Consider the following 24,080-nt stretch of genomic DNA (forward strand, 5'->3'; position numbering starts at 1 on the left):
TCTGGATTTAGTGGGCGAGGCCGCATGATGCGCATTTTGATGCTCAGCGCGAGATACCTGCCTTTTGCCGGAGGAACGGAAACCCATGTAAGCGAGGTCGCAACCCGGCTCGTGCACAAGGGGCATGCGGTGACGGTCTTGACGGGCAATCCCGACGGCCTTCTTCCGGCAGCGGAAAGCCGAGACGGCGTGCAGATTGTCAGGCTGAAGACCTTTCCCCGTGGGCGGGATTGGTGCTTCGCCCCCGGCGTCTTCAGGGCGGTCGCCGAAGGTGATTGGGACCTGATGCATGTTCAGGGCTACCACACCTTCCTGGCACCGCTGGCAATGGCCGCCGCATCGCGGAACGGGCTTCCTTTCGTGGTTACCTTTCACAGCGGTGGCCATTCGTCACGATTTCGGTCCTCGATCCGGCGCTTCCAACATAGAATGCTTGCGCCTCTGGCCGCCAGAGCAGCGCAACTCATTGGCGTGTCGCGGTTCGAAGCGGATCTGTTCAGCCATAATATGGCAATCGCGAGAGACAGGTTCATCGTTATCCCCAATGGCGCGCGCCTGCCGGAAAAGTCCGGGCGGCGACCGGCTTCACCACACGACAGGCCGCTGATTGTCTCGCTCGGCAGGCTGGAGCGCTACAAAGGTCATCATCGGGCGCTTGCTGCATTTAATGTGCTGGCAACGAAATTCCCCGATATGCGCCTTCGGATCCTAGGAGAAGGCCCTTATGAGGCGAAGCTGCGTCAGCAGGTGGCCGAACTCGGGCTCGGCAACCGTGTCGAGATCGGGGCAATTCCGCCGACCGACCGGTCCGCAATGGCCGATCTTTTGTCTTCGGCCGCTCTTGTCGTGCTCCTCAGCGATTATGAAGCTCATCCCGTGGCGGTTATGGAGGCGCTTTCGGTCAAGGCTCCCGTACTGACCACCGACACATCCGGCTTTCGGGAGCTGGCTGAGGAGGGCCTCGTGCGATCCATTCCGCTCAACGCTTCGCCAGACTTCACCGCGCGTGAAATGCTCGCCGCCATGGAGGCGGGGCCGATCTCGGTTGAGACGAGCTTGCCGGACTGGGACGATTGCACGGACCGGCTGCTGATGGTGTACAGACGCGTACTTTCGCATCCGCAGCCTGAACTGCGAACCGGTCCGGCACTGCTTGGAGATTTGAAGCACGATGACCGTTGTTGAGGGGCGGACGTCTCCAGACCAGCAGAAGGCCTACCAGGACGGAGCTTATCGTCATGGCTATATGGTAGGGGTTTCCATTCCACGCATCGATCTGTGGATCGCCGCATTTCTGGGCCTGCGCAGGCAGGACAGCGCGGTCGGGGGTGTTGCCGATCCTTCGTCGCTGGGGATGTCGCCGGCCTTTGCCTTCCTGTGCAGTTGCGCCCTTATTGTGGTCGCTCTTGCTGCAAATGCCAGTCGGCTGGGAGAGGGCTGGGCGGTTCCCACGTTCTATACCGCCATCGCCGCGATCTTTCTCCCCGCTGCGGCGCGAATCATCCATCCGGGGGCCAGCCGCCTGGAGCGGTTGGCGCTCATCGTGATCGTGACCTCAGCCCTCTTCGTGGTACGCCTGATCCGCGCGCCCGTCGCCTTCATAGACCATGACGAATTCCTGCACTGGGCGACGGTTAACGACATTCTGGAGGCGGGGCGACTGTTCCTGCCCAATCCCCTTTTGCCGGTCAGCCCCCTCTATCCCGGGCTAGAGCTCGTAACGTCCGCCTTGGTCAAACTGTCCGGACTGTCCGTCTTCGCGGCAGGCCTCATCGTGTTGGCGGCAGCACGGATGATGCTGATGCTCACGCTATTCCTGCTCTTTGAGAAGATCACGAATTCTGCACGGATCGCCTCCATCGCCTGCCTGATCTACATGGGTTCGTCCACGTTTTTGCTGTTCGACGTCCACTACTCGTATGAAAGCCTGGCGATCCCCATGCTTGCGGCGGTGCTGTTGGCTTCCGAAAGCCGACGCCTGGAGCGAGGCGACACGGCAGGCTGGCCGACGGTCGTCGCCACCATGGTCCTGATCGTGGCGCTCGCAGCTACTCATCATCTCACCTCCTATTTTTGCACGGCCCTTTTGTGCGGCACGGCGGTGATGGAATGCCTGAGGCAGGGCGCTTCCGCTATGCAGAGGCGGCAGGCGATCCTGCTGGCCTCGATCGCCGTGATTGCTCCGGTCGCCTGGTCGAAGATCGTCGGGAACCCCACCGGCAGCTACATCTTTCCCGTACTGGCAGGCGGCATACACGAGGTAGCGCAACTCGTATCGAGTTCGACCTCGACGCGTAAGCTTTTCGTGTCGGACACGGGAGCCCTGGCGCCTGCTTGGCAACGTTACCTGACGATGGCGGGCGTCGCGCTGATCTGCCTGGGACTTCTCACCGGCTTTCTCCGCTCGCTCGTTTTCAATGGGCAGCACCCGAATGCGAGCATCCTCTGGCCGCCGACCAGATGGCGCCTATGGCGGTCAAGCCTTCTCGAGATCCTCGTTTTGGTGACGCTGGCCTATCCCGTCAGTATCATCTTCCGGCTGACGCGCAGTGGGTGGGAGATCGGCAACCGCATCGGCTCGCTATCTTTCCTCGGCGTCGCAATCGTCGTCGCGGTGGCCGTCGCGGCATTCTGGCACGGCACCTCGCGTGGCTGGCTGCGCGCAACGTCGCTTGCCGCCGCCGCAACGACGGTGCTGATCGCTGGCGTCATCAGCTCCGAGGGGCCACGTATCCTGGTTCCGGCCGGCTATGAAGTTTCGGCCGACTCCTCGTCGATAGAACCGATGGGGATCAGCGCCGCAAAGTGGACCAGGGAATGGCTGGGCGGCGAGCAGCATTTCGCAACCGACCGGATCAATCGCCTGCTCCTGTCCACCTACGGCCGGCAAAAGGTCTCGACCACGCTTGAGAGCGGGCGGGATACAGGCATGGCCATCACCGCTGCCGATCTCGGCCCGATGGAACGCAAGCTGCTGATCGACTCGGGCGTCGGTTTCGTCATGGTCGATCTGCGCATGACCACCGGCTTGCCCGGCGTCGGCGTCTATTTCGACGGCGGCGCGCAGGACCGAAACCACACGGTCCCCCTCCAGGCGTCGTCGTTGCTCAAGTTCAATTCCGAGCCCGATGTCGACCGCACCTTCGACAACGGCTTCATGGTCATTTTCGATGTCGGGCGGCTCGGGAAAACACGGCAGCCCGCCGCCCCTCCCAGGCGGACCGGAGAGCCGGCGCAATCCCTGGGACGACCAGACGGAGATTTACAATGATCGATAGCCGTATCGACGCTTTCATGTGCGTCCATTCGCGGGACATCGAATATTTGCTCGAAGCGTCCCTTCGCTCCTACCAGCAGCATTTCCCCGACAAGGGAAACCTAACCATGGTCACGGACAACCCTGCCGCTTTAAGAGCCTTCCTCGACGCGAAGGGTCTCGTGCCTGGCGCCGCCGTCACCGGCGATAACGACTGGCTTTCGGCCAGCGAACTGGAACTTCCCGGCTGGTTTCGGCAGCAGATCATCAAGCTGCGCGCCTTCGAATTCTGCCGCACTGAGCATTTCTGCAATCTCGGTGCGGATACACTGCTGCTGCGGCCCATCGCGACGACCGATCTGATCGACCGGCGCGAACCGGTTCTCTATTATTCCAGCCACAGGCTTGCCGATCTTCACTACCGTTTCGAGAAGAAACGGTTGCGTAATGTCGCAAGGATCCTCGGCGTCGAGCCGGCCCGGTCTTTTCGCTACGTCGATTTCATCAACGATTTCTTCTGCTTCAAGCGTGAATGGCTCATCGCGCTGAATGACTACATCGCGTCGAAATACGGCTCAACACCCTACGTCGAGCTGCTCAAGGGTCTGAGTGCGTCAAAAGACCAGACGCGGTTCGGAGAATGGACACTCTATTCCGTCTTTCTGCTCGATGTGATGCACCTGTCGCCGACGATACGCGACGCGCGCGGGGCCTATCTGACGCAGATCCATAGCCGCCTCGGCCTCACGCTGAGCCGGCTGGACAGCAAGATCGTTCATCTCGTCCAGAAATCCTTCGACCCGAATGTGATCCGCCAGAAGCTCATGAAGGTGAACCCGGGCGCCGCTCAGATCATCGGCGCAACGGCATGGGCGAATGCAGGAGCTCGCCCCCGATGATGGCCCGCCGTGTCTTTCTGGGAATCATTCCGCTGTGGGTTCTTGCCGCTGCGTTGGCCGTAACGTGGCTGCCCGAAACCTTTTCGACCTGGGAGAAGCTGGTCCGTTTGGCGCTCTGCGCGCCGCTGTTACTGTATTTCCCGGGCCGCATGCTGGTGGACACCCTGCGCTTCGAGGGCGATGTGGTCACCAGGGGGACGTTCGCGGTGTTCCTGAGCTTGGCGACCTGCATTTTTCTGGGGCTTCTGCTGCATGTCGTCGGCCATCTCGATGCGCGAGGCTGGGTCTACGCGCTGGGCCTGACGACTATCGCCCTTCGGTGGCTGAATGTCGTTTTGCTGCTCGCAAGGCCGGTTCCAGCCATCCCCTGGGCTTGGCCCGGCCGCCGTTTTGCGATCTTCGCAGTTTCCATGATCTTGGCGGCGAGTTCCGTCCTCGTGGCGCGCCCGGTCGCGCTTGAACGCAAGCCGTTTCATTTCACCGAGCTTTGGATGGTGCCCAAATGGAACTGGACGAACAATGTGGTAACGGTCGGCGTGCGCAATTCGGAAGACGCCAAAACGCTTTACAGTTTTGACCTTGTTCTGGGCGGCACGTTGATTGGAAAGATGCCAACCTTCGAACTGGCGCCTTCCTCCAGCCAAACCTTCGAATTCTCCGTACCCACAAAAACGCGCCCACCCGCACGGCTGGAAGCCTGGCTCTACAAGGGCGGCGACAGGGGAACGATCTACCGCAAGGTCTGGATGACCATCGACACGCTCCAGTCCCCGGCACCGACCGGAATAACCCTTCAGTCCGCTCCGGAGACGAAAAATGGATGATTTCCAGCACCCCGTGCCCGGCAAGCTCACGACGGCAATCGTCATCTGCTGTTATTCCGACAAGCGCTGGGACATTCTCAACAAGGCAATCGCGGCGGCAGCCCGCCAGGTCCCGACCGCGGACGAGATCGTTGTCGTCGTCGATCACAATCCGCCACTCGCGCTGCGTCTGCGCGCCAAGTGCTTCGAAACCCCGGTCAGGATCGTCGAGAATATTCATCCGCCCGGCCTCTCCGGTGCCCGCAACACCGGGATTTCAGTCAGCCGCGGCGAGGTCATCCTGTTTCTCGACGACGACGCCGTGTCGGATCAAGATTTGCTGGCGACCTTGGTTTGGCAACTGGAGGACCCCTCGGTGCTGGGCGCCGTGTCGGCTATCCGCCCGTTGTGGGAAACGGACCGTCCGTCCTGGTTTCCCGACGAATTCCTGTGGACTCTTGGCTGCACCTACCGCGGTCTTCATCCAGGGCCGGTGCGCAACCTCATCGGCGCGTCGATGTGCATCCGCCGCTCCGTCTTCGATCATACGGGCGGCTTCGATTCCGGCCTGGGCCGAACGGCCAAGGCTTTGCCGCTCGGATGCGAGGAAACCGAGCTCTGCATCCGTGCAACCAAGGCCCTGCCGCATGGCCGTTTCGTCTTCGAGCCATCGAGCGGCAGCGATCACGCCATACCCGCCGATCGCGCGACGTGGAAATATTTCCTCCACCGCTGCTGGGCCGAAGGGCTTTCAAAGGCCTGCCTATCGTTGATGGCGGGCTCCGGCGAGGCGCTGGCGTCGGAAAAGACCTATATGACGAGGACGTTGCCGCAAGGGGTTATGCGGGGATTCGCTGACGTGCTGCTTGGCCAGCCGAGCGGCCTTCTTCGCGCCGTCGCGCTGGGCGCCGGCCTGGCAGCCACTGCGGCCGGCTTCGCTCTCGGCCGGACCCGCGCTGCCCTTACGCGACCGTTCACCTCCGTTCCTGCTCGCACTCTCGAACCGGTGGAATAGGCATGATGACCCTCAACGCCGCTATTGCCAAGGTCCGCAGCCTCCTGATGAATCAGGCGGTCCTGCTCCTCAATGCAGGCATGTTGGGGCTTGGAACGTTGATGACGGCCATTCTCGGCTTCGTCTACTGGTGGTTCGCGGCGCGTTCCTTCTCGGCCGAGGCTGTGGGGCTCGCCGCCGCCGCCATATCGTTGATGAACCTCCTCGCGAATCTCGGGGAAGTCGGTCTCGGACCCTTCCTGATGGGCGAGATAGGCCGCCAGAAAAGAGCAGGCCCTTTTTTGACGGGCGCGCTCCTTGCCTCGTTCAGCGCCTCCATCGTGGTGGGGCTGATCTATCTTGCTATCGCAGCCTGGACATCGACGCAGCTTGGCTCGATCGTCGGCTCCTCCGCGACCGATCTCTTCTTCGTTGTTGCTTGCGCTCTGACGGCCGTGACCCTCGTGCTCGACCAGGCCCTGGTCGGCCTTCTGCGCAGCGGCCTTCAACTGGCCCGAAATGTCGTCTTCGCCGCCAGCAAGCTTCTTCTACTGATCGCTCTCGGCCTGACACTTGGCCGCGCAAGCAGCGAATTGGCGATCTTCACCACCTGGTTTACCGGGCAGCTTGTCTCGCTGGTCGTCGTGGCCGGGCTTCTTGTTTATGCCGGTGGGCGCGTTTTCCACCGGCCAGACATCCACGCCTTCCGCCCGGCGCTCGGACAGGTTTTAGGCCATCATGCGCTCAGCATGGCTGTTCAGGCGCCGGCGCTGCTGCTGCCCTTCGTCGTCACGGTGATGCTGTCCGCTGAGATCAACGCCGCCTTCTATGCCGCCTGGACGGTGCTGAACGTCGCGCTTCTAGTCCCTGCGTCACTCGCCTCGGTGTTGTTTGCAATCGCTGTGCGGGAGCCGGAGCTGTTTCCCGCGCGCCTGCGCCTGTCGCTCGGCTTGTCGATGCTGGTTTGCGCGGCGACCGCCTTGGCGTTCCTGTTCCTGTCGCGCTTCATGCTCTGGATATTCAATCCGGCCTATGCTGTGATTGCAGGAAATAGTCTCCAGTTTCTTGGCTTTGCCGCTTTCGGAATGGCGTCCAAGTATCATTATCTCGCGGTTCAACGTGTCCGGCGGCGCCTGGGTTTTGCCACGCTCGTTCTGATCGGCGGTGCGGTGCTGGAGATCGTGGCCGCTGCCGCCGGTGCGCAATTCGGGATCGCAGGCACAGCCAACTTCTGGGTCATTGCTGTTTCGCTAGAAGGCCTCCTTCTGTGCCCGGCATTGTATTGGGCTGCATGGCGCACTGCGACGCCGTCCACTACCGCGCCATCAGCGGCTGCCGGTGTCTCGACATATGGCAATTCCCTCGACCAGACCGACCAAATCGGAATTGCGTCACGGGCTTGAAAGGGAGTTCTTCGCATGAGGCCTATTCAACGCTTCCGGAATTTCGCTGTCGGCGCTGCGGCTCTGGCGCTTTTTTGGTCTGCTCAGGTCGGATCTACGGCCGCGCAGTCATCTGGGCAGCAATCTTTCGTCACGACGAAAGGGGAGGGCTTCCTGCTGGACGGCAAGCCATTTCGCGTGGCCGGCGTAAACAACCATTATCTGACATTTGGCTCGCCAGGCGAAGTCACCCGCGTGTTGGACGATGCCACGGCAATGGGTGCCAATGTGGTGCGCACCTTCCTGCAACCGGTTATAGGGTCGCTGGACGGCCGGGTGCCGACGATCTGGAACTCAAAAAGCACGTCCGATTCCAGCAATCTGGGTACCAAGGGCATCTACATGATGAGTTGGGATCCGACAACCAAACGGATGGTTCCCAACGATGGACCTGACGGCCTGCAAAAGGTCGATTACCTCATCGCGGAAGCGGGGAAGCGCAAACTTAAGCTGATTCTCGCATTCGTCGATTTCTGGGCCTATACGGGCGGTGCCCAACAGATGAACGCCTGGTACGGGAGTTCGGACAAATACACCTTTTTTGCCGCTGATCCGAGAACCCGACGCGATTACAAGGAATGGATTCGGCATGTTTTGTCGCGCGTCAACACGATTACTGGTGTCCGCTATTCCGATGACCCCACCATATTTGCCTGGGACCTGGCCAACGAACCTGACATTCATCCCAAACCGCTCCTTCACGACTGGGTGTCGGAAATGTCAGCCTATGTCAAAACCCTTGCACCGAAACAGCTCGTAACGACGGGCCATGGGAACATGGATCAGAAGCTGTCGGATATGAACATTCCGAGCGTCGATTTCGGCACATGGCATGGCTACCCATCCTACGTCAAAATCAGCCATTCCGATTTCGATGCTCGCATTCGCGAATACTGCGCGATCGGACGAAATATCGGAAAACCGGTGATCCTGGAGGAATTTGGAGTTCCGCGATCCGATCCCGATCAGGCAAATGCCTATGAAACTTGGCTGAACACGATCGCCACGTCGAATTGCGGAGGCTGGGTGGTTTGGCGGCTTGTCAGTACACAGGACTCAGGCCTCTATCCCCAGGACGACTACGACAAATTCGACATTCATAACGATGGAGGCCCTGCTTGGCAGGCTCTGCGCGCCGCCGCCCTCAAGTTTCAATAATCAGGGCTCGCTCGAAGGCGGAAACCGATTTCAAGAAGACAATATGCGTAACACGAAGATCAGAAGCGCTCCTGCGGACCGGAACGGTTGCGCGTTCTTTCCCCTGGAGCAGGATGATTTAGGCCGGTCGGCCTAAAATCTGAATCCGGTTTTTATGGAGCATGATGTCTTCCGAATACTGCGGGCACTTTTCGGCATCATGCTCCGGGGGCTTTCCACCCTCCACAATCGTCGCATACCGATAGACGAGTGATAGCGATCTCGACACGCCAGAGTATTGACTTAAAGCTTTCATATTTTGTTGCGATCTAAACTGGCTTTCCAGCTTCGCCAAATATTCGCGGTCCATCCAGGATATCGGGGACAAGCCGGAGATTTTCGAAGGTCAGCATTCGTTAATATGAATAATGCGGACGGCTCGCACGCAGAAGCGGTATCGTATAATGAAACCTCATCGGGCTACCCCGATTCGAAATAGGGATTGCGGCAGTGAACTCTTCACGCTTTCTTCAATCAATCGTCGAAGCCGAATCCCATGATACACGCTTGAATTTCGCCCGCGCCGCGATTTTCCAGCTTTATAGTGCTTGCCTGCCAACCGGTTCTGCGCCGGCTCAGTTTTCAGTCAAACTCTCTTTATCTGAAGAAGACGCGGTCACGCTTGTCGTGCGGCCGTTCGTCAATAAGGTCGAAGCCCTTGGCGGGCTTGTGAAATCCCTGTTTTCGACAAACGCGGAGACCGTACTGAGAGCCCTGCCGTGCAGGGTGGAGGATAAGGTCGGATCCGGCATTGGATTGATACTTTTCGTCGACGATGAGCCGATGATTACCATCGGATCTCTTGCAGATGATAGCGGACTGTTTCTTCGCCAAATCGAGCCTGCATCCAGGAATACGTCCGGGGTTGCCACAATCGGTACCGTGGTAGGCCAACGACTTGCCAGTGTGGTTCCTATTCCGACAGGATCTCTCCATCTGCGCAAACCGAAATAACGGACGCTGACCGATCAAGGTATCAGCAGGATACTGCCGGCCGAGCGTCCGGATTCCATCTCTTCGTGCGCCTTGGCAACATCGGCCAAACGATATTCGGCACCGATCTGCGAAACGATCCCCGCTTCCATCGCCCCGACGGCAGCGAGAGCAGCCTCGCGATATTGTCCGACGTCAGCGCACCAGGCCATGATGCTCGGATGGCAGAGCGCCTTGCCCGGTCGAAGTTCCTCGACAGGCACCGGTGGAATAGCACCGGCGGCCTGACCGATGGTGACAGCCATGCCGAATGGGCGGACAGAACGAATGCTTTTGAGAAGCGTGTCGCCGCCTATCCCGTCATAGGCGACGTCGACGCCAAGCCCGTTCGTGAGCCGCTTCACGTCCGCAACGATATCGGCGCCTCGTCCAACAATAAGGTGATCGGCGCCATAAGATGCGGCGAGGGCTGCCTTTTCGGAAGAGCCGACCGTCCCGATCACGGTGGCATCGAGCGACCTGGCCCAACGCACGAGGATGCTGCCAAGCCCACCGGCGGCCGCATGGATCAGAACCTGAGTGCCTGCACGCACATTATAGGTCTTTTTCAACAGCATGTAGGCGGTCATGCCTTTGAGCAACGAACTCGCTGCGTCTTTGCTGAAACGGCATCCGGAAGCTTGATCGCCCTTTCAGCGGCAATATTCCTCGTGGAGCGATAGGCTCCAACCGGAGGCCCGGCATAGGCAACGCGGTCACCCTTTTGGAACAGGGAGACACCAGGACCGACATCGTCGACGATGCCCGCCGCCTCCGCACCGATCACCGCGGGGTAGGAGGGCATGGGGTAGATGCCCTTTCGATGATAGACATCGAGAAAGTTGGTTCCGATCGCCTGATGACGGATTTTTATCTCGCCATCACCGGGAGGCTCACAATCGTGATGCTCAACGCGGAACTGGGTGATGTCACCAGGGGCGTTCAGCCATATGATTTGGTCGGTCATCTCGTGCTCCTTCATGGGCACAAATTAAGCGATGGCATGATGTGTGAAAATTCCCTATTGCTTCACAATGATTGGGAGAGAATTCACAAAGATCGACTGGGACGACCTTCGGCATTTCCTGGCACTCGCGCAGTCCGGAACATTGCTTGGTGCCGCAAAGCAGCTCGGCGTCGAACACGCCACGATCAGTCGGCGCGTTTCGTCGCTTGAAGCCAGCCTGGGGCGTAAACTCATAGACCGCCGCGGACGGCGCATCATGTTAACCGCGGACGGAGAGCAGGTTGCCAGGCACGCAGCTCTTGTCGCGGCGCAAACTGCGGCAATCGAGCAGCTTGGTCGCAGCAGCGCCACGGAATTGCGTGGCCATGTGAGGATCAGCGCGCCTCCCGCTCTCTCAAGCGTGCTCCTGGCAAAGCCGATCGCGGCCGTCAGGCGAGACCATCCCGGTGTTCAGATCACGCTTGTCGGAGAAAAGCGCCTCGCGTCCCTGAACAGACGAGAGGCGGATATTGCGGTGCGAATGTCGCGTCCCGAGGACGGCGATTACGCCATCGTCAAGCTCGGCGAGACAAGCTTCCATCTCTACGCATCCAAGACCTATCTCGAAATGGTTCCACCGTCGGACTGGACCTTCATCGGTTACGACGAAACCATGAACGCCTCGCCGCAACAGTTGCGGTTGATCGAATTGGCGGCCGGCCGGCCGATCGCTGTGAGGTCATCCGTTCTGGAGTTTCAGGCCGCAACCGCAAGCCTTGGCGCAGGTGTCGTCATGCTCCCCGATTTCGCTGTCCCGGAGTCCAGCGGTCTCCAGCGCATTGAGAACGAATATGCTTTGACAAGAGAGGTCTGGCTGGTTGTCCATTCGGACATCAAGGACATCCCCTCCGTTCGCGTCGTCGTCGATGCGCTGAAAAACGCTCTCGGGAAATAGTAGTCCGCTCAGTTGGCTAGGGCCGTAAAGCGGCAGAGGCAGTCATTGAACTGATCGCCACAAAGAGGCATTCTGCAAGCCTTTCACAAGCTATCGAGAGATCGTTGCATGCTCCGAAAAGCGGTTGCGAGTGACCTCATGGCGCTCAAAGTTGTCCGTTCTTCAGTCGTCGAAAACGTATTGGCTGACCCCTCTAAGGTCACCGATCATGATTATGAATGGTATGTAAGAAATCCGGGAGTGGCCGTTTGGGAAGAGAACGGCGATGTGGTCGGCTTTTCCGCGGCTGACCCACGCAACGAAAACATTTGGGCGCTCTTTATCGCTCCCGGATTTGAAAGAAAAGGGATTGGCTCGATTCTGCTGGCCGAAGCCTGCGCCTGCCTCAAATCTGCCGGCATCGAACGCGCGTGGCTCACCACCGATCCAAACACCCGAGCCGAGAGATTTTATCGAGCGGCTGGTTGGGAGCATGTCGGCGAAAGGGGGAATGAGCTTCTTTTCGAACGATCACTCTGAGTTTTGCGCGACTATCTGCCGAGAGGGCTCGGTCCGGAGGCAACGGTGTTGTCAGCGATCAATGGTCTGCGCGAAAGGGTTGTCTAGCAGGCAGCGAAAGCGCTTGCGCTGCCGATGATCCAAAGTCCGCTTCAGGCCGAAAGCCCGCGTCGATTCATTCCAATTGGCGGATTGGATGGCTCTGAAAGTGCTCTACCGCTTCGTCAAGCTGCACCCACTTATGTTTCGATTGTTCAAAGACTGATATGGCAGGTGGCGCGAAGGCCGGGTCGGCAAGGGAACCTACCGCCACTCCGATCCATGACGGCGCAGCATCGGCCTTCCAATAGACGGTCGAGCCGCACGTTGGGCAAAAATGCATTCGGACCTTGCGACCGCTCTCGGCGGTACGAATGAATTCTGTAGACGTTCCGGATATTTCGACGCAGCCGATCGAATAGAAAGCATTTGCGCTGAACGGCGCACCGGTTCTGCGCTGGCAGGCCAAACAGTGGCAGAGAGCTGTCAATTGTGGCGGCTCGCTGAGCATCAGTCTCAGAGCGCCGCAGGCGCATTGGGCATCGGCCATGGAAACTCCTCCCGCTTGCACGGTGAAATTACGTTGAATGGGGGGTGAAGCGCAGGCCCGAACCGCAAATGGTGAGGGTGGGCGATGCGAATGGGCTGAGAGCTGATATAATTCCAGCCTCACAGAAGCTCAAATGTAGATCGCGGAAATGCCGAAGTCTAGAGGAACGCCATCTGACCGCTTCGGGCCGGAGCGGATGTGGAGCCCTGATCGCAAAGTCTCAGGTTCTGACCAGTCCTGTAGCCAGCGGGTTCGGTGATCCCGCATTTCGGTGACGGGCCAGTCTTGCGGGCCCCTTATCCTTTATCCCTTGTCAGATATCGCTTGCAGCGCTCGATCAGAGGTCGGCCGCTTCGGCGGCCGTCGTGCGCCGCACCGGCAAGGCCGACTTGTGGCAGGTCGTCCAGCGAGTTTTCGTTGTTAATGTACGACTTGGGAAGCTACCGACATCAATTCCTCGGAATTCGGTGCCTTGAATGTCTGGAGCCCAGCCTCTAGAACTTCAGTGAAGCTCCAGCGTACGATGCCCTCCCGGTCGATGAGGAACTGACCGACAAGCTGCCCGTGATCGGCAGTCATCATCTGCTGATCGGCTTCCGTAATCTGATATCCTTCCTTCTCGTTGATGAATTCGTCCATTGCCATCACGCCCATCGGCTCGGGCAACTCGCCCGGAAGATCGATCCGTATCGCCATGACCGTGTCGATCCCGACCTCGCGTAAGCCGAAGGCTTGGTGCGAAGCCCGTACCGGGTCGGAAGCAGCAAGAAGATCGGGTATCGGATGGTAACGGAAATAGAGCCGCGCGCGTTCGACCGGGGTGTTGACCACCGCCAGAGATTGGACGCCTTTCTCACGCAGCATCGGGTTGAGATATGCCATGGCCGCGACATGCCGCCGGCAGAACGGACAATGCAGGCCTCGAAACAAACCGATCAACAACGGGCTGCGGCCACGAAAATCATCAAGTGCGATCTTCCCCTCGCGCGAGATCGCATCAAACACAACGTTCGGGACCCGGTCGCCCGGTTGTAGCGGATGTTCGACAAAGTGCGTGGACATGGACAACCTCCTCGCTCGGGGATCAGTCGAGAAAAGGCGCCACGTGCTGCGAGGTCGAGATTGAGCGTTGCAAGGCCTGACCTCTCGTCTTACCGCACCGCCAGGATCCGATCTAAGAATGACCCCACATTGGCCTGCGGGCAAGCGTTAAACAGCGAATCGTGAATTGAAAAAGTCCGTTTTCTGCAAACTCTGATTTTTTTAGCGGCCGTAGAGGCGGACACAGAAAATTGAGCGGGGGGACCTGCCAATTTCGCGTTCAAGCAGCGTGGGGCCGCTTAGCGGAAAGCCCCTATCGCAAAGCCTCAGGTTCTGATCGGTTCTTTGCCGCTCGACAGGGAAATCCGCCGGCCCTGCAGCCAGCGGATTCGGCCTCGGTGAGGGGCCAGTCTTGCTGGCCCCTTATCCCTGATCAGATATCGCTTGCAGCGCTCGACCAGAGGTCGGCCGCTTCGGCTGCCGTCATGCGCCGCACCTCCGCCTCATGGCTGCGGCTGGCGAAGAGTTCGCTTGCCATGATCTGCTCGGCAAGATCGGCCGGAAGCGAGAGGATGACGCGGGCTTCGCCATTGTGCAGGCCGCCGAGTTCGGTGCGTTTGCCGGTCACCATGCCGCCGGCAACCGTGTTGTTGGTCTCCGGATCGATCAGGATGAAGGAGCCGGAAAGCCGGTTCTGTTCATAGGGATCGAAGATCGCCGCTTCGTCGAAGACGAGCCGAACTTTGCCGATGGCGTTCATGTAGAGCCGCTGGGCGGCGTTCCAGCTGCCGGTCTTCAGCTCCAGCTGGCTGAGTGGCTGCACCTGCACACGCTGGCGGCGGCTGCCGCTCTTCAGCCAGTAGCGCTTGCCGGGCTCGATGCCCTCAGGCTGGAGTGCAACGATCTGCGCGTCGAAGGCAAGGCCGACCTGCGGCTGGGCGTCGATCGAGACGATCATGTCGCCGCGCGCCACGTCGACCTGGCGGTCGAGCACCAGCGTGATCGCGTCACCGGCAACGGCGGCATTGCGGACGAGATCGAAAGTGACGATCTTCGAGACGTTGGCGACCATGCCGGACGGCAGGATCATGACGCTGTCGCCCGGCTTGACCGAGCCGCCGGCAACCGTGCCCTGATAGCCGCGGAAGCTTTCGCCGGGACGCGAGACGCGCTGGACGGACAGGCGGAAGCCGACCGTCTGCGACGAGCGCACGGTGGCAAGCTCCAGCGTCTCCACCAGCGTCGGGCCGCTGTACCAGGGCATGGCGGCCTGGCCGGAATAGACGACGTTTTCGCCCTTCAGCGCCGACATCGGAATGGCGGTGATCTGCTTGACGCCGAGCGACAGGGCAAATTCCCGGAAGTCATGGCTGATCTTGTCGAAACCGGCGCGATCATAGCCCGTGAGGTCGATCTTGTTGACCGCAAGCACGAACTGCTTGATCCCGAGCAGCGAGGCGATCGTCGCGTGACGGCGCGTCTGCTCGAGAATGCCGAAGCGCGCATCGACCAGCAGGATGGCGAGATCGGCGGTCGAGGCGCCGGTCGCCATGTTGCGGGTATATTGCTCGTGGCCGGGCGTGTCGGCGACGATGAAGGAGCGCTTGTCGGTCGAGAAATAGCGATAGGCGACATCGATGGTGATGCCCTGTTCGCGCTCGGCCTGCAGGCCGTCGAGCAGCAATGCGAAGTCGGGCAGGCCGAGATCGTTCTGCTTGCCGGTGGAATCGCGCTGCAGGGTGGCGGCCTGGTCTTCCTTGACGGCCTTGGTGTCCCAGAGCAGGCGGCCGATCAAGGTCGACTTGCCGTCATCGACGCTGCCGCAAGTGATGAGGCGCAGCGGGCGCGAGTCGCGCAGAGCTTTCTGCTGCTCGGCGGCGGGCAGGCTGACGACGGTGGCGGCCGAGACGGCGGTTTGGGCTGCGGTCATCTCAGAAATATCCTTCACGCTTCTTCTTTTCCATGGAGCCGGACTGGTCGCGATCGATGGCGCGGCCCTGGCGTTCGGACACCGTTGCAATTTCGAGTTCGGCAATCACCTCTTCGAGGGTGGTGGCCTGTGAGCGGATGGCGCCGGTCAGCGGGAAGTCGCCGAGGGTGCGGAAACGGATCATGCCTTCCTGGCGGACTTCACCGGGCAGCAGTTCCAGGCGCGGATCCTCGGCGAGGATCATCATGCCGTCGCGCTCCACGAAGGGCCGCTTCTTGGCGTAGTAAAGCGGCACCAGCGGAATGTCCTCGGCCTGGATGTAGCGCCAGATGTCGACCTCAGTCCAGTTCGACAGCGGGAAGGCGCGCACGCTCTCGCCCTTGCGGATCATGCCGTTGTAGATGTTCCAGAGTTCGGGCCGCTGGTTGCGCGGATCCCAGCGATGATCCGGCGTGCGGAAGGAATAGATGCGCTCCTTGGCGCGGCTGGCTTCCTCGTCGCGCCGCGCGCCGCCGAAAGCGGCATCGAACTGGCCGGCATCGAGCGCTTGACGCAGGCCTTCGGTCTTCATGATGTCGGTGAAAGCAGCCGATCCATGCGTAAACGGCGTGATGTTTTCGGCCTTGCCGCGCGGATTGATGTGCTCGATCAGATCGAGATCATACTTCTTCGCGGTCTCGTCGCGGAAGGCGATCATCTCGGAAAACTTCCAGCCGGTATTCACATGCAGCAGCGGGAAGGGCACGCGGCCGGGATAGAAGGCCTTGCGCGCCAGATGCAGCAACACCGAGGAGTCCTTGCCGATCGAATAGAGCATGACGGGACGCTCGAATTCGGCCGCAACCTCGCGGAAGATGTGAATGGATTCGTTTTCCAGCGCTTTCAGATGCGGGTCGAGCGGCGCCTTGGCGCTCTGCGGATTGCTGAGTTCCGTATCCGGACGGCTATCGGGCATGTTTTACTCCAGGCTATCGGTCGTTTACGGCTCGCCGCAAAACAATTCCTTGATGTTGGCTTTCCCCGGGAACGGTGGCTTTCCCCGGGAATGTTGGCTTTCCCAAGGCTGCGGCGGTCGCCGCGCCCCGATTGGGAAAGCCGTGAGGTGATTTACTGTGCGGCGATCGCTGCGGCCTCTTCGGCGACGTGCAGGCCGCATTCGCGCGTTTCGTCCTGCTCCCACCACCAGCGGCCGGCGCGTTCCGGCTCACCGGGCTTGATCGCCCGGGTGCAGGGCTCGCAGCCGATCGAGGGATAACCGCGAGCGTGCAGCGGATTGACCGGCACGCCATTTGCCGAAACGAAGGCCTTGATCGCCTCCAGGTCCCAGTCGGCGAGCGGATTGACCTTCAGCAGGTGGCGCTCGGCGTCGTATTCGGCAAAGGGCGTTTCGGCGCGATTGGCCGATTGGCCGCGGCGCAGGCCGGTGATCCAGATCGCAGCACCTTCGAGCGCCCGTGCAAGCGGCTTCAGCTTGCGCACGCCGCAACAGGCATGCCGGGCTTCGACGCTCTCGTAGAAACCGTTGAGGCCGTATTGCGCCGCATAGGCGTCGATATCGGCCTTCTCGGGCTCGTAACGATGAATGCGAATGTCGTACTGGCTTTCGGTCTCTTCGATCAGTGCCAGCGTTTCGGCAAACAGCCGGCCGGTCTGCAGCGTGGCGACATCGATCGGCAGGCGGTGCGTGCCGATCTCGGCGGTGATCACCTGGTCCTCGATGCCGAGTGACGTTGTGAACACCACGCGGCCGCCGAGGCCTGAGACCAGCGACAGACGTCCGGCAAGGTCGAGGCCTGCCAGTCTGTCATTCAGCGCCTTGGCTTCCGCAATCGGTCCGTCTTCCGCAATCGGCCCGTCTTCCGCAATCGGATTGATAGCAGTCATGAGAATCCTGTCCTTTGTTGACCGGAGTATCGCAGTTCACACAGGGATCGGACAGAAAAAGGGATTTCGAAAGCTGCGGCCGGAAGAGCAAATATCTCTCCGAAGCTGCCGCGATGCAGAAAAGCAGCCGCCTGCGGACAAAAATCCACATCGGCAGCTTGAATGTCTATAGAAATAGTAGAGTTACACGCAGCCTGTCAATCCGAAATCTGAAGTGATGCCGAAAATGGTGCAGAAGGCGCGGTTTTGGCATAGATTAAGAGAGCTTGGCCGAGAGCAAAAAACAAGGCCAAAACGCTTGTCTCTCAAGGCTTTCTCCGGCGCGTTCAAATTCCGTTCATGCTGGTTGTGCCATAGAGGTGAAAGTACTTCCGTAGCAGTGCGGAAATTCGCACTGCCTGTGTGTGTCGATGGTCAAAAATGATTACGCAAAAGGCGAAATATGCGCTGCGGGCGCTCACGGTCTTGGCTGATGCCGATGCCGACGAACCGGTGATGATTTCGGATATCGCGGCGCAGCAGAAGATCCCGAAGAAGTTCCTCGAACAGATCCTGCTCGACCTGAAACATCACGGCGTCGTCGCCAGCCGCCGCGGCAAGCAGGGCGGTTATCTCCTCCTCAAGCCCGCCCACACCATCACCTTCGGCGAGATCCTGCGCATCATCGACGGCCCGATCGCCCCGCTTCCATGCCTCTCGATCACCGCCTACCGCCGGTGCGACGATTGCGACGGCGAACAGAACTGCCAGATCCGCCACGTCTTCGCCAAGGTGGCGGACGCCACTCGCAAGGTGCTGTTCTCGACGACCATCGCCGATGCCGTCGCCCCAGCGCACAGCGCCGAAGTCACCCGTCTGCTGGCCTGAGCATCAGGGTGAACTGACGCCCGCATCTTTCTTCAAGATTTGGTGAAATCCCTTTTCTTCCGGCTCTCATGCTCCACCTGCCCGTCAATACGGGTAGGGAGGATATGATGTTTAGAATTTCAGCGCAGCGGCTAGAGAAATTCCAGCAAAAGTGCAGCGCGGTTTTGCATCCAGAATTGCGTGAAAACAAAGAGATAGAGCATTTCCGTGGTGCGACGAAAAACGGAAATACTCTAGTGGCTGCGGCCATGCTTTCTGTGGCTTTCGCCACCGGCGCAATGGCCCATCACGGCTGGTCCTGGGCAGAGGCGGATCAGATCGAGCTTCGCGGCACCATCGAGAAGATCTCCATGGGCGGGCCGCATCCGACCCTTAACGTCGCGACCGCCAATGACGGCGTCTGGCTCGTCGAGATTGGCAATCCGCGCCAGACGGAACGCTCCGGCTTCGTCGAAGGTGTCGCCAAGCCCGGCGACCAGGTGGTGGCCCTTGGAAACCGTTCGCAGGATCCAAAGGAGAAGCGGATGAAGGCGGTGCGCCTCACCATCGGCGAGAAGCGCTATGATATCTATCCCGATCGCATCAAGACGAACTGACCTCTGGGCGAACTGAGCTGTGATCGACATTCTCGAATGGCTGTCAGCCACCACGCCTGCGGCCGCGCTCCGGCGCTCCGGAACACTCTACATGTTCGTCAACGCAGCCCATATCCTGGCGATCGGTCTTCTCATCGGCGCCATCCTGCCGCTTGATCTCAAGCTCGTCGGCTTTTTCCGCAAGCTGCCTGTTGAAGTCGTTGCCCCGTTTCTCTCCCGCTCCGCCGGCGTCGGCCTTGCCGCAGCTATTCTAACCGGCTTCTGTCTCTTCAGCGTCCGGGCGGTCGAATATGCCGCCAATCCCGCCTTCCTCGCCAAGCTAGGGCTGATTGCCTTCGGATTACTCAACGTGCTGGTGGTGCACGCTGGGCAGGGTTGGCGAACGGCAACCAGTGTCGGCATTCTACGCCCTGCCATAAGAGTTTCGGCGGCTCTGTCGGCGGCGACATGGATCGCCGCACTTGTGGCGGGACGCTGGATCGGATTTCTCTGATGGGATTGCTCCCGATTTTCTCAACCACGGCGCATATGAATTGCGTCAGGTGGAGGGGAGTTGAATATAACACGATGATCCATCATATTGCATTGCAATTGCAACGCATGGGGAACGTCATGAAAACGGCATCTCTCCCATCCCTTCGCGTGGATCCTGAATTGCGCGCTGCCGCCGAAAGCGTTCTCAAAGAAGGCGAGAGCTTGTCGTCGCTGATAGAGGACTCTCTTCGCCGCCAGATCGATTATAGAAAGACCCAAGCGGAGTTCATCGCGCGGGGTCTGGCTGGCTTGGCGGACGCAGAGCGCACCGGTGTGTTTTACACAACGGACGACATTCAGGAGTTGATGCGCAAAAAGCTTGAAAAGGCGAAAGCTCGTAAAGCTGCACAGCAAAAATGACCTTCGAGCTAAAGTATACCCAGACCTTCTATGAAGATCTGGACCGGCTCGCCGATTTTCTGATCGAACGTGATCCGGATTTGGCGGAACGTGCCATCAACGCCATCCAAAAAGCTCTGATGATACTTCAGGATTTCCCGCTGATGGCCAGACGCGCCTCTGCGGATGATCCCTTGCTGCGCGAGCTCGTCGTACCATTCGGCTCAGCCGGACATGTCATTCTTTTCAAAGTGATGAGCGAAACGAGCGTCATTGTCATCGCCGTCCGTCACCAGCGCGAAGAAGACTACCACTGACTATCTGTCGCTGACCGCCGCGCGCGGGTTGACCCAGGGTTCCTGGTTCGAGCGCGCCAGCGGCTGTTTGCCGAGGATATGGTCGGCCGCCTTCTCTCCGGTCATGATCGAGGGTCCGTTCAGGTTGCCGTAGGTGACGTGCGGGAAGATCGAGCTGTCGGCGACACGCAGGCCATCGACGCCGATCACCCGCGTTTGCGGGTCGACCACCGCCATCGGATCGTCCTTGGCGCCCATCCGGCAGGTGCCGCAAGGGTGATAGGCGCTTTCCAGATGTTCGCGCAGGAAGGCGTCGATCTCTTCGTCGCTTTGCACGCCTTCGCCCGGCTGGATCTCCGGCCCGCGATAGTCGTTGAAGGCGCTCTGGCCGAAGATCTCGCGGGTGAGGCGCACACAGTGGCGGAACTTCTCCCAATCCTCGGCATGGCTCATATAGTTGAAGCGCAGCACCGGATCGGCCTTGGGGTCGGCCGAACGCAGCGTCACGCTGCCGCGCGACTTCGACAGGTTGTAGCCGACATGAACCTGGAAGCCGTGGCTCTTCGCCGCCGCCTTGCCGTCATAGCTGATCGCCACCGGCAGGAAATGGTATTGGATGTCGGGCTGCTTCAGCCCCGGCGCCGAGCGCAGGAAGGCGCAGGCCTCGAACTGGTTGGAGGCGCCGAGCCCGCCGCGCGAGAGCAGCCATTGTGCGCCGGCCACGCCCTGCCAGAACCACGGTAGCCAGGAATAGAGCGACACCGGCTTGGTGCTCACCTGCTGGAAGTAGAATTCCATATGGTCCTGCAGATTGGCGCCGACGCCCGGCCGGTCGGCCTTCACCGTAATGCCCATGTCGTTCAGATGTTCGCCGGGGCCGATGCCCGACAGCATCAAGAGCTTCGGCGAGTTGAAGGAGGAGGCCGAGACGATCACTTCGCGGTTCGCCTTCACCACCTCCACTTTGCCGTTGCGTTCGATCTCGACGCCGGTCGCCCGCCCGTCCTCGATCACGATCTTGCGGGCGAAGCCATAGACGATCCCGACATTTTGCCGCTTCAGCGCCGGCTTCAGATAGGCATTGGCGGCAGACCAGCGGCGGCCGCCGAAGATGGTCTGTTCCATCAGCCCGAAGCCTTCCTGCTTGCTGCCGTTATAATCCTCCGTCGTCTCGAAGCCCGCCTGTTTGCCGGCCTCGACGAAGGCGCGAAACAGCGGATTGGTGAAGCCGCCACGCTGGACATGCAGCGGCCCATTGGTGCCGCGCCAGCCTTCTTCGCCGCCATGCGAATGCTCCATCCGCTTGTAATAGGGGAGCACGTCGGCATAGGCCCAGCCGCTGGCGCCGAGCTCTTCCCAGCGGTTGAAATCCTCGGCATGACCGCGCACATAGACCATGCCGTTGATCGAGGAGGAGCCGCCGATCACCTTGCCGCGCGGCGCGGTGATGCGCCGGTTATTGAGGTTCGCCTCCGGCTCGGACAGATAACCCCAGTTATATCGCTTCATGCTCATCGGCCAGGCAAGCGCCGCCGGCATCTGGATGAACGGCCCAAAATCGCTGCCGCCCGCCTCGATGACGATGACACTGTTCTTGCCGTCTTCCGACAGACGGTAGGCGAGGGCGGAGCCGGCGGAGCCCGAGCCGATGATGACGAAATCTGCTTGCATGGTCTTGTCTTTCCTAGAGCCTGCCCCTCATCCGGCTGCCGCCACCTTCTCGCCGCTCGCGGGGAGAAGGGATATGCCGCACCGTTTCGGCATTCTTAAGCGCCCCGCATGCCACGTCCCCTCTCCCCGCGAGCGGGGAGAGGGATAGGGTGAGGGGCACCAGATGTTCTTCAATAAGGCGCCACCACCGGTCCCATGCCCACGTAAACCGTCTTCAGCTCGGAATAATGCTCCAGCGCCGCCAGCGAATTCTCGCGGCCGAAGCCGGATTGTTTCGAGCCACCGAAGGGGATTTCCACTGGGCAGAGATTGTAGGTGTTGATCCAGAGCGTGCCCGCCTCCAGCCGGTCGACGACGCGGTGGGCGCGGGTGAGGTCGGCGGTGAAGACGCCGCCGGAAAGGCCGAATTCGCTGGCATTGGCCCGCGCGATCACCTCGTCCTCATCGTCGAAATCGAGCACCGACATGACCGGCCCGAAGATCTCCTCGCGGGCGATGCTCATGTCGTCGGTGACATCGGCAAACACCGTCGGCTGCACATAATAACCCTCGCCGGAGACGTTGTTCGGAATGCCACCGCCAGCAATCAGTGTTGCGCCCTCGGCCTTGCCCTTCTCGATGTAGGAGATCACCTTCTCGCGCTGCGCCCAGGAAACCATCGGGCCCACCTGCGTCGCCTCGTCCATCGGATCGCCGATCAGCATCGCCTCGGTGCGGACCTTCAGCCGCTTCAGGAATTCGGCCTTAACAGCCTTCTGCACGAAGACGCGTGTGCCGTTCGAGCAGACTTGCCCGGTCGAATAGAAATTGCCGAGCATCGCGCCGCCGACCGCCGAATCGAGATCGGCGTCGTCGAAGACAACAAGCGGCGACTTGCCGCCGAGTTCCATCGTCACATGCTTGAGGTTGCCGGCGGCGGCCGCCGCCACCCTGCGGCCGGTCGGCACCGAGCCGGTCAGCGACACCTTGGCGACATCGGGATGGTTGACGAGCAGCGGCCCGGTGTCGCGGTCGCCCTGGATCACATTGAAGAGCCCCTTCGGCAGTCCCGCCTCGTGCAGGATCTCGGCGATCTTCAGCGCCCCGAGCGGCGTGTTCTCGGACGGTTTGAACACCATGGCATTGCCGCAGACAAGTGCCGGCGCAGCTTTCCAGCAGGCGATCTGCTGCGGATAGTTCCAGGCGCCGATGCCGACGCAGACGCCGAGCGGCACCCGCTTGGTATAGGCAAAGTCCTGGCCGAGCGGGATCTGCGAACCGTTGAGACCGGCCGGCGCAATGCCGCCGAAGAATTCGAAGGCATCGGCACCCGAGGTCGGGTCAGCGACAACAGTCTCCTGGATCGGCTTGCCGGTGTCGAGCGTCTCGAGTTCGGAAAGCGCCCGGTTTCTCTCGCGCATGATGTCGGCAGCCCGCTTCAGGATGCGCCCGCGCGCCATCGGGCTCATCGCCGCCCATTCCGGCTGGGCACGCTTGGCCGCCGCGATCGCCCGTTCGACGATCGCGGGCGTTGCGGCATGCAGCCGGGCGATCACCTCGCCGGTCGCGGGATAGAGGCTCTCGATGACGGTGCCGTCGGTATCCTCGACATATTCGCCGTCGATGAAGTGCGAGGCTTTCGGCTGGGCTTTCATGTCATTTGTCCTTGGGTGGTTCGATGTGGTCGTTCCTTCTCCCTCCGGGGAGAGGGGGAGGCGGTGGCCAAAAGCGCATTCAGATAATCTTCCGTCAGCGCGATCGAGGCTTCAATGCCGATCGGCGCGGATTTCAGACTTTGCCTGATATAAAGCCCGTCGATCATCGCCGCAGCGCCTTCGGCGATGCGTTCTGCGGCGTCAGCTGGCAACAGCGCCTTGAGGTCGGCCAGCAGATTGGAGCGCAGCCGCCGCGCATAGATCACCAGGAAGCGTCGCGTCTCTTCCGAGCGCTGCGCTTCGGCGTAAAAGGCAAGCCAGGCGGCAATCGTCTCTGGCGCGAACTGGTCGGCGTGGAAGCTGACGCGGATGATGGCGGAAAGCCGCGCCCGCGGCCTCCTGGCGGCCTTAAGTGCTGCCACCGTATCGCTGCGCAGTTGTCGGAGAAGCGAGCGGATCGTCTCGATCAGCAATTGTTCCTTGCTGCCGAAATAATGATGCGCCAGGGCTGGCGACACGCCGGCCTGCCGGGCGATATCGGACATGGTGACGGCAAGCGAGCCGTGATCGCCGATCACCCGCAGCGCTGCATCGACAAGCGCCTTGCGGCGCACCGGCTCCATTCCGACCTTCGGCAACAAACCACTCCTTGAAATCAGCGGCAGGTTATTTTTGATTGACTGATCAATCAATAAAAATCTTTCGCGATTTGACCGGGCGCGGATCTTTCCCTGTCA

23 protein-coding genes and 1 pseudogene are annotated in these 24,080 nt (G+C 60.5%); 15 read left to right on the forward strand and 9 right to left on the reverse strand.

Annotation, left to right across the window (positions count from 1 at the left end; genetic code table 11):
- The first annotated feature begins 24 nt into the window (after nt 1–24).
- The 8 genes from U5G49_RS04375 (at nt 25) to U5G49_RS04410 (ending at nt 9,545) form a co-directional block, all read left to right on the forward strand.
- Nucleotides 25–1,185: a glycosyltransferase family 4 protein gene (locus tag U5G49_RS04375; RefSeq protein ID WP_130715963.1), complete on the forward strand. Its 1,161-nt coding sequence runs from the start codon at nt 25–27 to the stop codon at nt 1,183–1,185.
- Nucleotides 1,172–3,271 carry a hypothetical protein gene (locus tag U5G49_RS04380; RefSeq protein ID WP_193444842.1) on the forward strand — a complete coding sequence of 700 codons (2,100 nt, stop codon included), beginning with the start codon at nt 1,172–1,174 and terminating at the stop codon, nt 3,269–3,271. The genes U5G49_RS04375 and U5G49_RS04380 overlap by 14 nt, the downstream gene beginning before the upstream one ends.
- Nucleotides 3,268–4,155 carry a DUF6492 family protein gene (locus tag U5G49_RS04385; protein ID WP_193444841.1) on the forward strand — a complete coding sequence of 296 codons (888 nt, stop codon included), beginning with the start codon at nt 3,268–3,270 and terminating at the stop codon, nt 4,153–4,155. The genes U5G49_RS04380 and U5G49_RS04385 overlap by 4 nt, the downstream gene beginning before the upstream one ends.
- A complete protein-coding gene (locus U5G49_RS04390) occupies nt 4,152–4,979 on the forward strand; it encodes a hypothetical protein (RefSeq protein ID WP_113543311.1) in 828 nt (275 codons plus the stop codon). Before U5G49_RS04385 ends, U5G49_RS04390 begins: the two co-directional genes overlap by 4 nt.
- Nucleotides 4,972–5,973: a glycosyltransferase family 2 protein gene (locus U5G49_RS04395; RefSeq protein WP_193444840.1), complete on the forward strand. Its 1,002-nt coding sequence runs from the start codon at nt 4,972–4,974 to the stop codon at nt 5,971–5,973. Before U5G49_RS04390 ends, U5G49_RS04395 begins: the two co-directional genes overlap by 8 nt.
- Before the next feature lie 2 nt (nt 5,974–5,975).
- Nucleotides 5,976–7,355 (forward strand): polysaccharide biosynthesis protein, encoded by a 1,380-nt coding sequence (locus U5G49_RS04400; RefSeq protein ID WP_193444839.1) that lies wholly within the window; start codon nt 5,976–5,978, stop codon nt 7,353–7,355.
- A gap of 15 nt (nt 7,356–7,370) precedes the next feature.
- A complete protein-coding gene (locus U5G49_RS04405; protein WP_193444838.1) occupies nt 7,371–8,552 on the forward strand; it encodes a glycoside hydrolase 5 family protein in 1,182 nt (393 codons plus the stop codon).
- A gap of 489 nt (nt 8,553–9,041) precedes the next feature.
- Nucleotides 9,042–9,545 (forward strand): hypothetical protein, encoded by a 504-nt coding sequence (locus U5G49_RS04410; RefSeq protein WP_020572948.1) that lies wholly within the window; start codon nt 9,042–9,044, stop codon nt 9,543–9,545.
- A 14-nt stretch (nt 9,546–9,559) separates the two neighbouring features.
- Here the strand turns inward: U5G49_RS04410 and U5G49_RS04415 are convergent.
- Nucleotides 9,560–10,530 (reverse strand): annotated as a pseudogene (locus U5G49_RS04415) (quinone oxidoreductase family protein).
- A gap of 67 nt (nt 10,531–10,597) precedes the next feature.
- Between U5G49_RS04415 and U5G49_RS04420 the strand changes: the two are divergent.
- A complete protein-coding gene (locus tag U5G49_RS04420) occupies nt 10,598–11,464 on the forward strand; it encodes a LysR family transcriptional regulator (RefSeq protein WP_193444837.1) in 867 nt (288 codons plus the stop codon).
- 138 nt (nt 11,465–11,602) lie between these two features.
- Nucleotides 11,603–11,983 (forward strand): GNAT family N-acetyltransferase, encoded by a 381-nt coding sequence (locus tag U5G49_RS04425; protein ID WP_246289054.1) that lies wholly within the window; start codon nt 11,603–11,605, stop codon nt 11,981–11,983.
- A gap of 154 nt (nt 11,984–12,137) precedes the next feature.
- On the opposite strand, the gene U5G49_RS04430 is transcribed toward U5G49_RS04425, so the two are convergent.
- From U5G49_RS04430 to U5G49_RS04450, 5 genes are all read right to left on the reverse strand, one after another.
- Nucleotides 12,138–12,551 (reverse strand): GFA family protein, encoded by a 414-nt coding sequence (locus U5G49_RS04430; RefSeq protein WP_193444835.1) that lies wholly within the window; start codon nt 12,549–12,551, stop codon nt 12,138–12,140.
- Nucleotides 12,552–12,971: 420 nt separating this feature from the next.
- Entirely contained in the window at nt 12,972–13,613 is a 642-nt protein-coding gene (locus U5G49_RS04435; RefSeq protein WP_193444834.1) for a peroxiredoxin-like family protein, read from the reverse strand.
- A gap of 412 nt (nt 13,614–14,025) precedes the next feature.
- Nucleotides 14,026–15,522, reverse strand: coding sequence for a sulfate adenylyltransferase subunit CysN (gene cysN, locus U5G49_RS04440; protein ID WP_018449476.1), 1,497 nt, complete (start codon nt 15,520–15,522; stop codon nt 14,026–14,028).
- 1 nt (nt 15,523) lies between these two features.
- Nucleotides 15,524–16,477 (reverse strand): sulfate adenylyltransferase subunit CysD, encoded by a 954-nt coding sequence (cysD, locus tag U5G49_RS04445; protein WP_003546395.1) that lies wholly within the window; start codon nt 16,475–16,477, stop codon nt 15,524–15,526.
- A gap of 152 nt (nt 16,478–16,629) precedes the next feature.
- The gene (locus U5G49_RS04450) at nt 16,630–17,406 is read right to left on the reverse strand and encodes a phosphoadenylyl-sulfate reductase (RefSeq protein WP_193444833.1); all 777 of its coding nucleotides are present in this window, start codon (nt 17,404–17,406) and stop codon (nt 16,630–16,632) included.
- A gap of 420 nt (nt 17,407–17,826) precedes the next feature.
- Between U5G49_RS04450 and U5G49_RS04455 the strand changes: the two genes are divergently transcribed.
- The 5 genes from U5G49_RS04455 to U5G49_RS04475 all read left to right on the forward strand — a co-directional run bounded on the left by U5G49_RS04455 (nt 17,827) and on the right by U5G49_RS04475 (nt 20,059).
- Entirely contained in the window at nt 17,827–18,273 is a 447-nt protein-coding gene (locus U5G49_RS04455; protein ID WP_018241150.1) for an RrF2 family transcriptional regulator, read from the forward strand.
- 248 nt (nt 18,274–18,521) lie between these two features.
- On the forward strand, nt 18,522–18,869 hold the full coding sequence (locus U5G49_RS04460; protein WP_210262234.1) for a DUF6152 family protein: 348 nt from the start codon (nt 18,522–18,524) through the stop codon (nt 18,867–18,869).
- 19 nt (nt 18,870–18,888) lie between these two features.
- Entirely contained in the window at nt 18,889–19,362 is a 474-nt protein-coding gene (locus U5G49_RS04465) for a DUF6644 family protein (RefSeq protein WP_193444831.1), read from the forward strand.
- 119 nt (nt 19,363–19,481) lie between these two features.
- Entirely contained in the window at nt 19,482–19,763 is a 282-nt protein-coding gene (locus tag U5G49_RS04470) for a YlcI/YnfO family protein (protein WP_003546405.1), read from the forward strand.
- On the forward strand, nt 19,760–20,059 hold the full coding sequence (locus tag U5G49_RS04475) for a type II toxin-antitoxin system RelE/ParE family toxin (protein WP_130652001.1): 300 nt from the start codon (nt 19,760–19,762) through the stop codon (nt 20,057–20,059). Before U5G49_RS04470 ends, U5G49_RS04475 begins: the two co-directional genes overlap by 4 nt.
- Here U5G49_RS04475 and betA read toward each other — a convergent pair whose 3' ends face one another.
- The 3 genes from betA to betI all read right to left on the reverse strand — a co-directional run bounded on the left by betA (nt 20,060) and on the right by betI (nt 23,966).
- Complete coding sequence (gene betA / locus U5G49_RS04480) at nt 20,060–21,709, reverse strand: choline dehydrogenase (RefSeq protein ID WP_193444830.1); 1,650 nt, start codon at nt 21,707–21,709, stop codon at nt 20,060–20,062.
- Between the two features lie 170 nt (nt 21,710–21,879).
- Nucleotides 21,880–23,343: a betaine-aldehyde dehydrogenase gene (gene betB / locus U5G49_RS04485; protein ID WP_018241156.1), complete on the reverse strand. Its 1,464-nt coding sequence runs from the start codon at nt 23,341–23,343 to the stop codon at nt 21,880–21,882.
- Complete coding sequence (gene betI / locus U5G49_RS04490; RefSeq protein WP_193444855.1) at nt 23,340–23,966, reverse strand: transcriptional regulator BetI; 627 nt, start codon at nt 23,964–23,966, stop codon at nt 23,340–23,342. The genes betB and betI overlap by 4 nt, the downstream gene beginning before the upstream one ends.
- Between the last annotated feature and the right edge of the window lie 114 nt (nt 23,967–24,080).

It is taken from the genome of Rhizobium indigoferae (assembly GCF_034554815.1).
Taxonomy (GTDB): domain Bacteria; phylum Pseudomonadota; class Alphaproteobacteria; order Rhizobiales; family Rhizobiaceae; genus Rhizobium; species Rhizobium leguminosarum.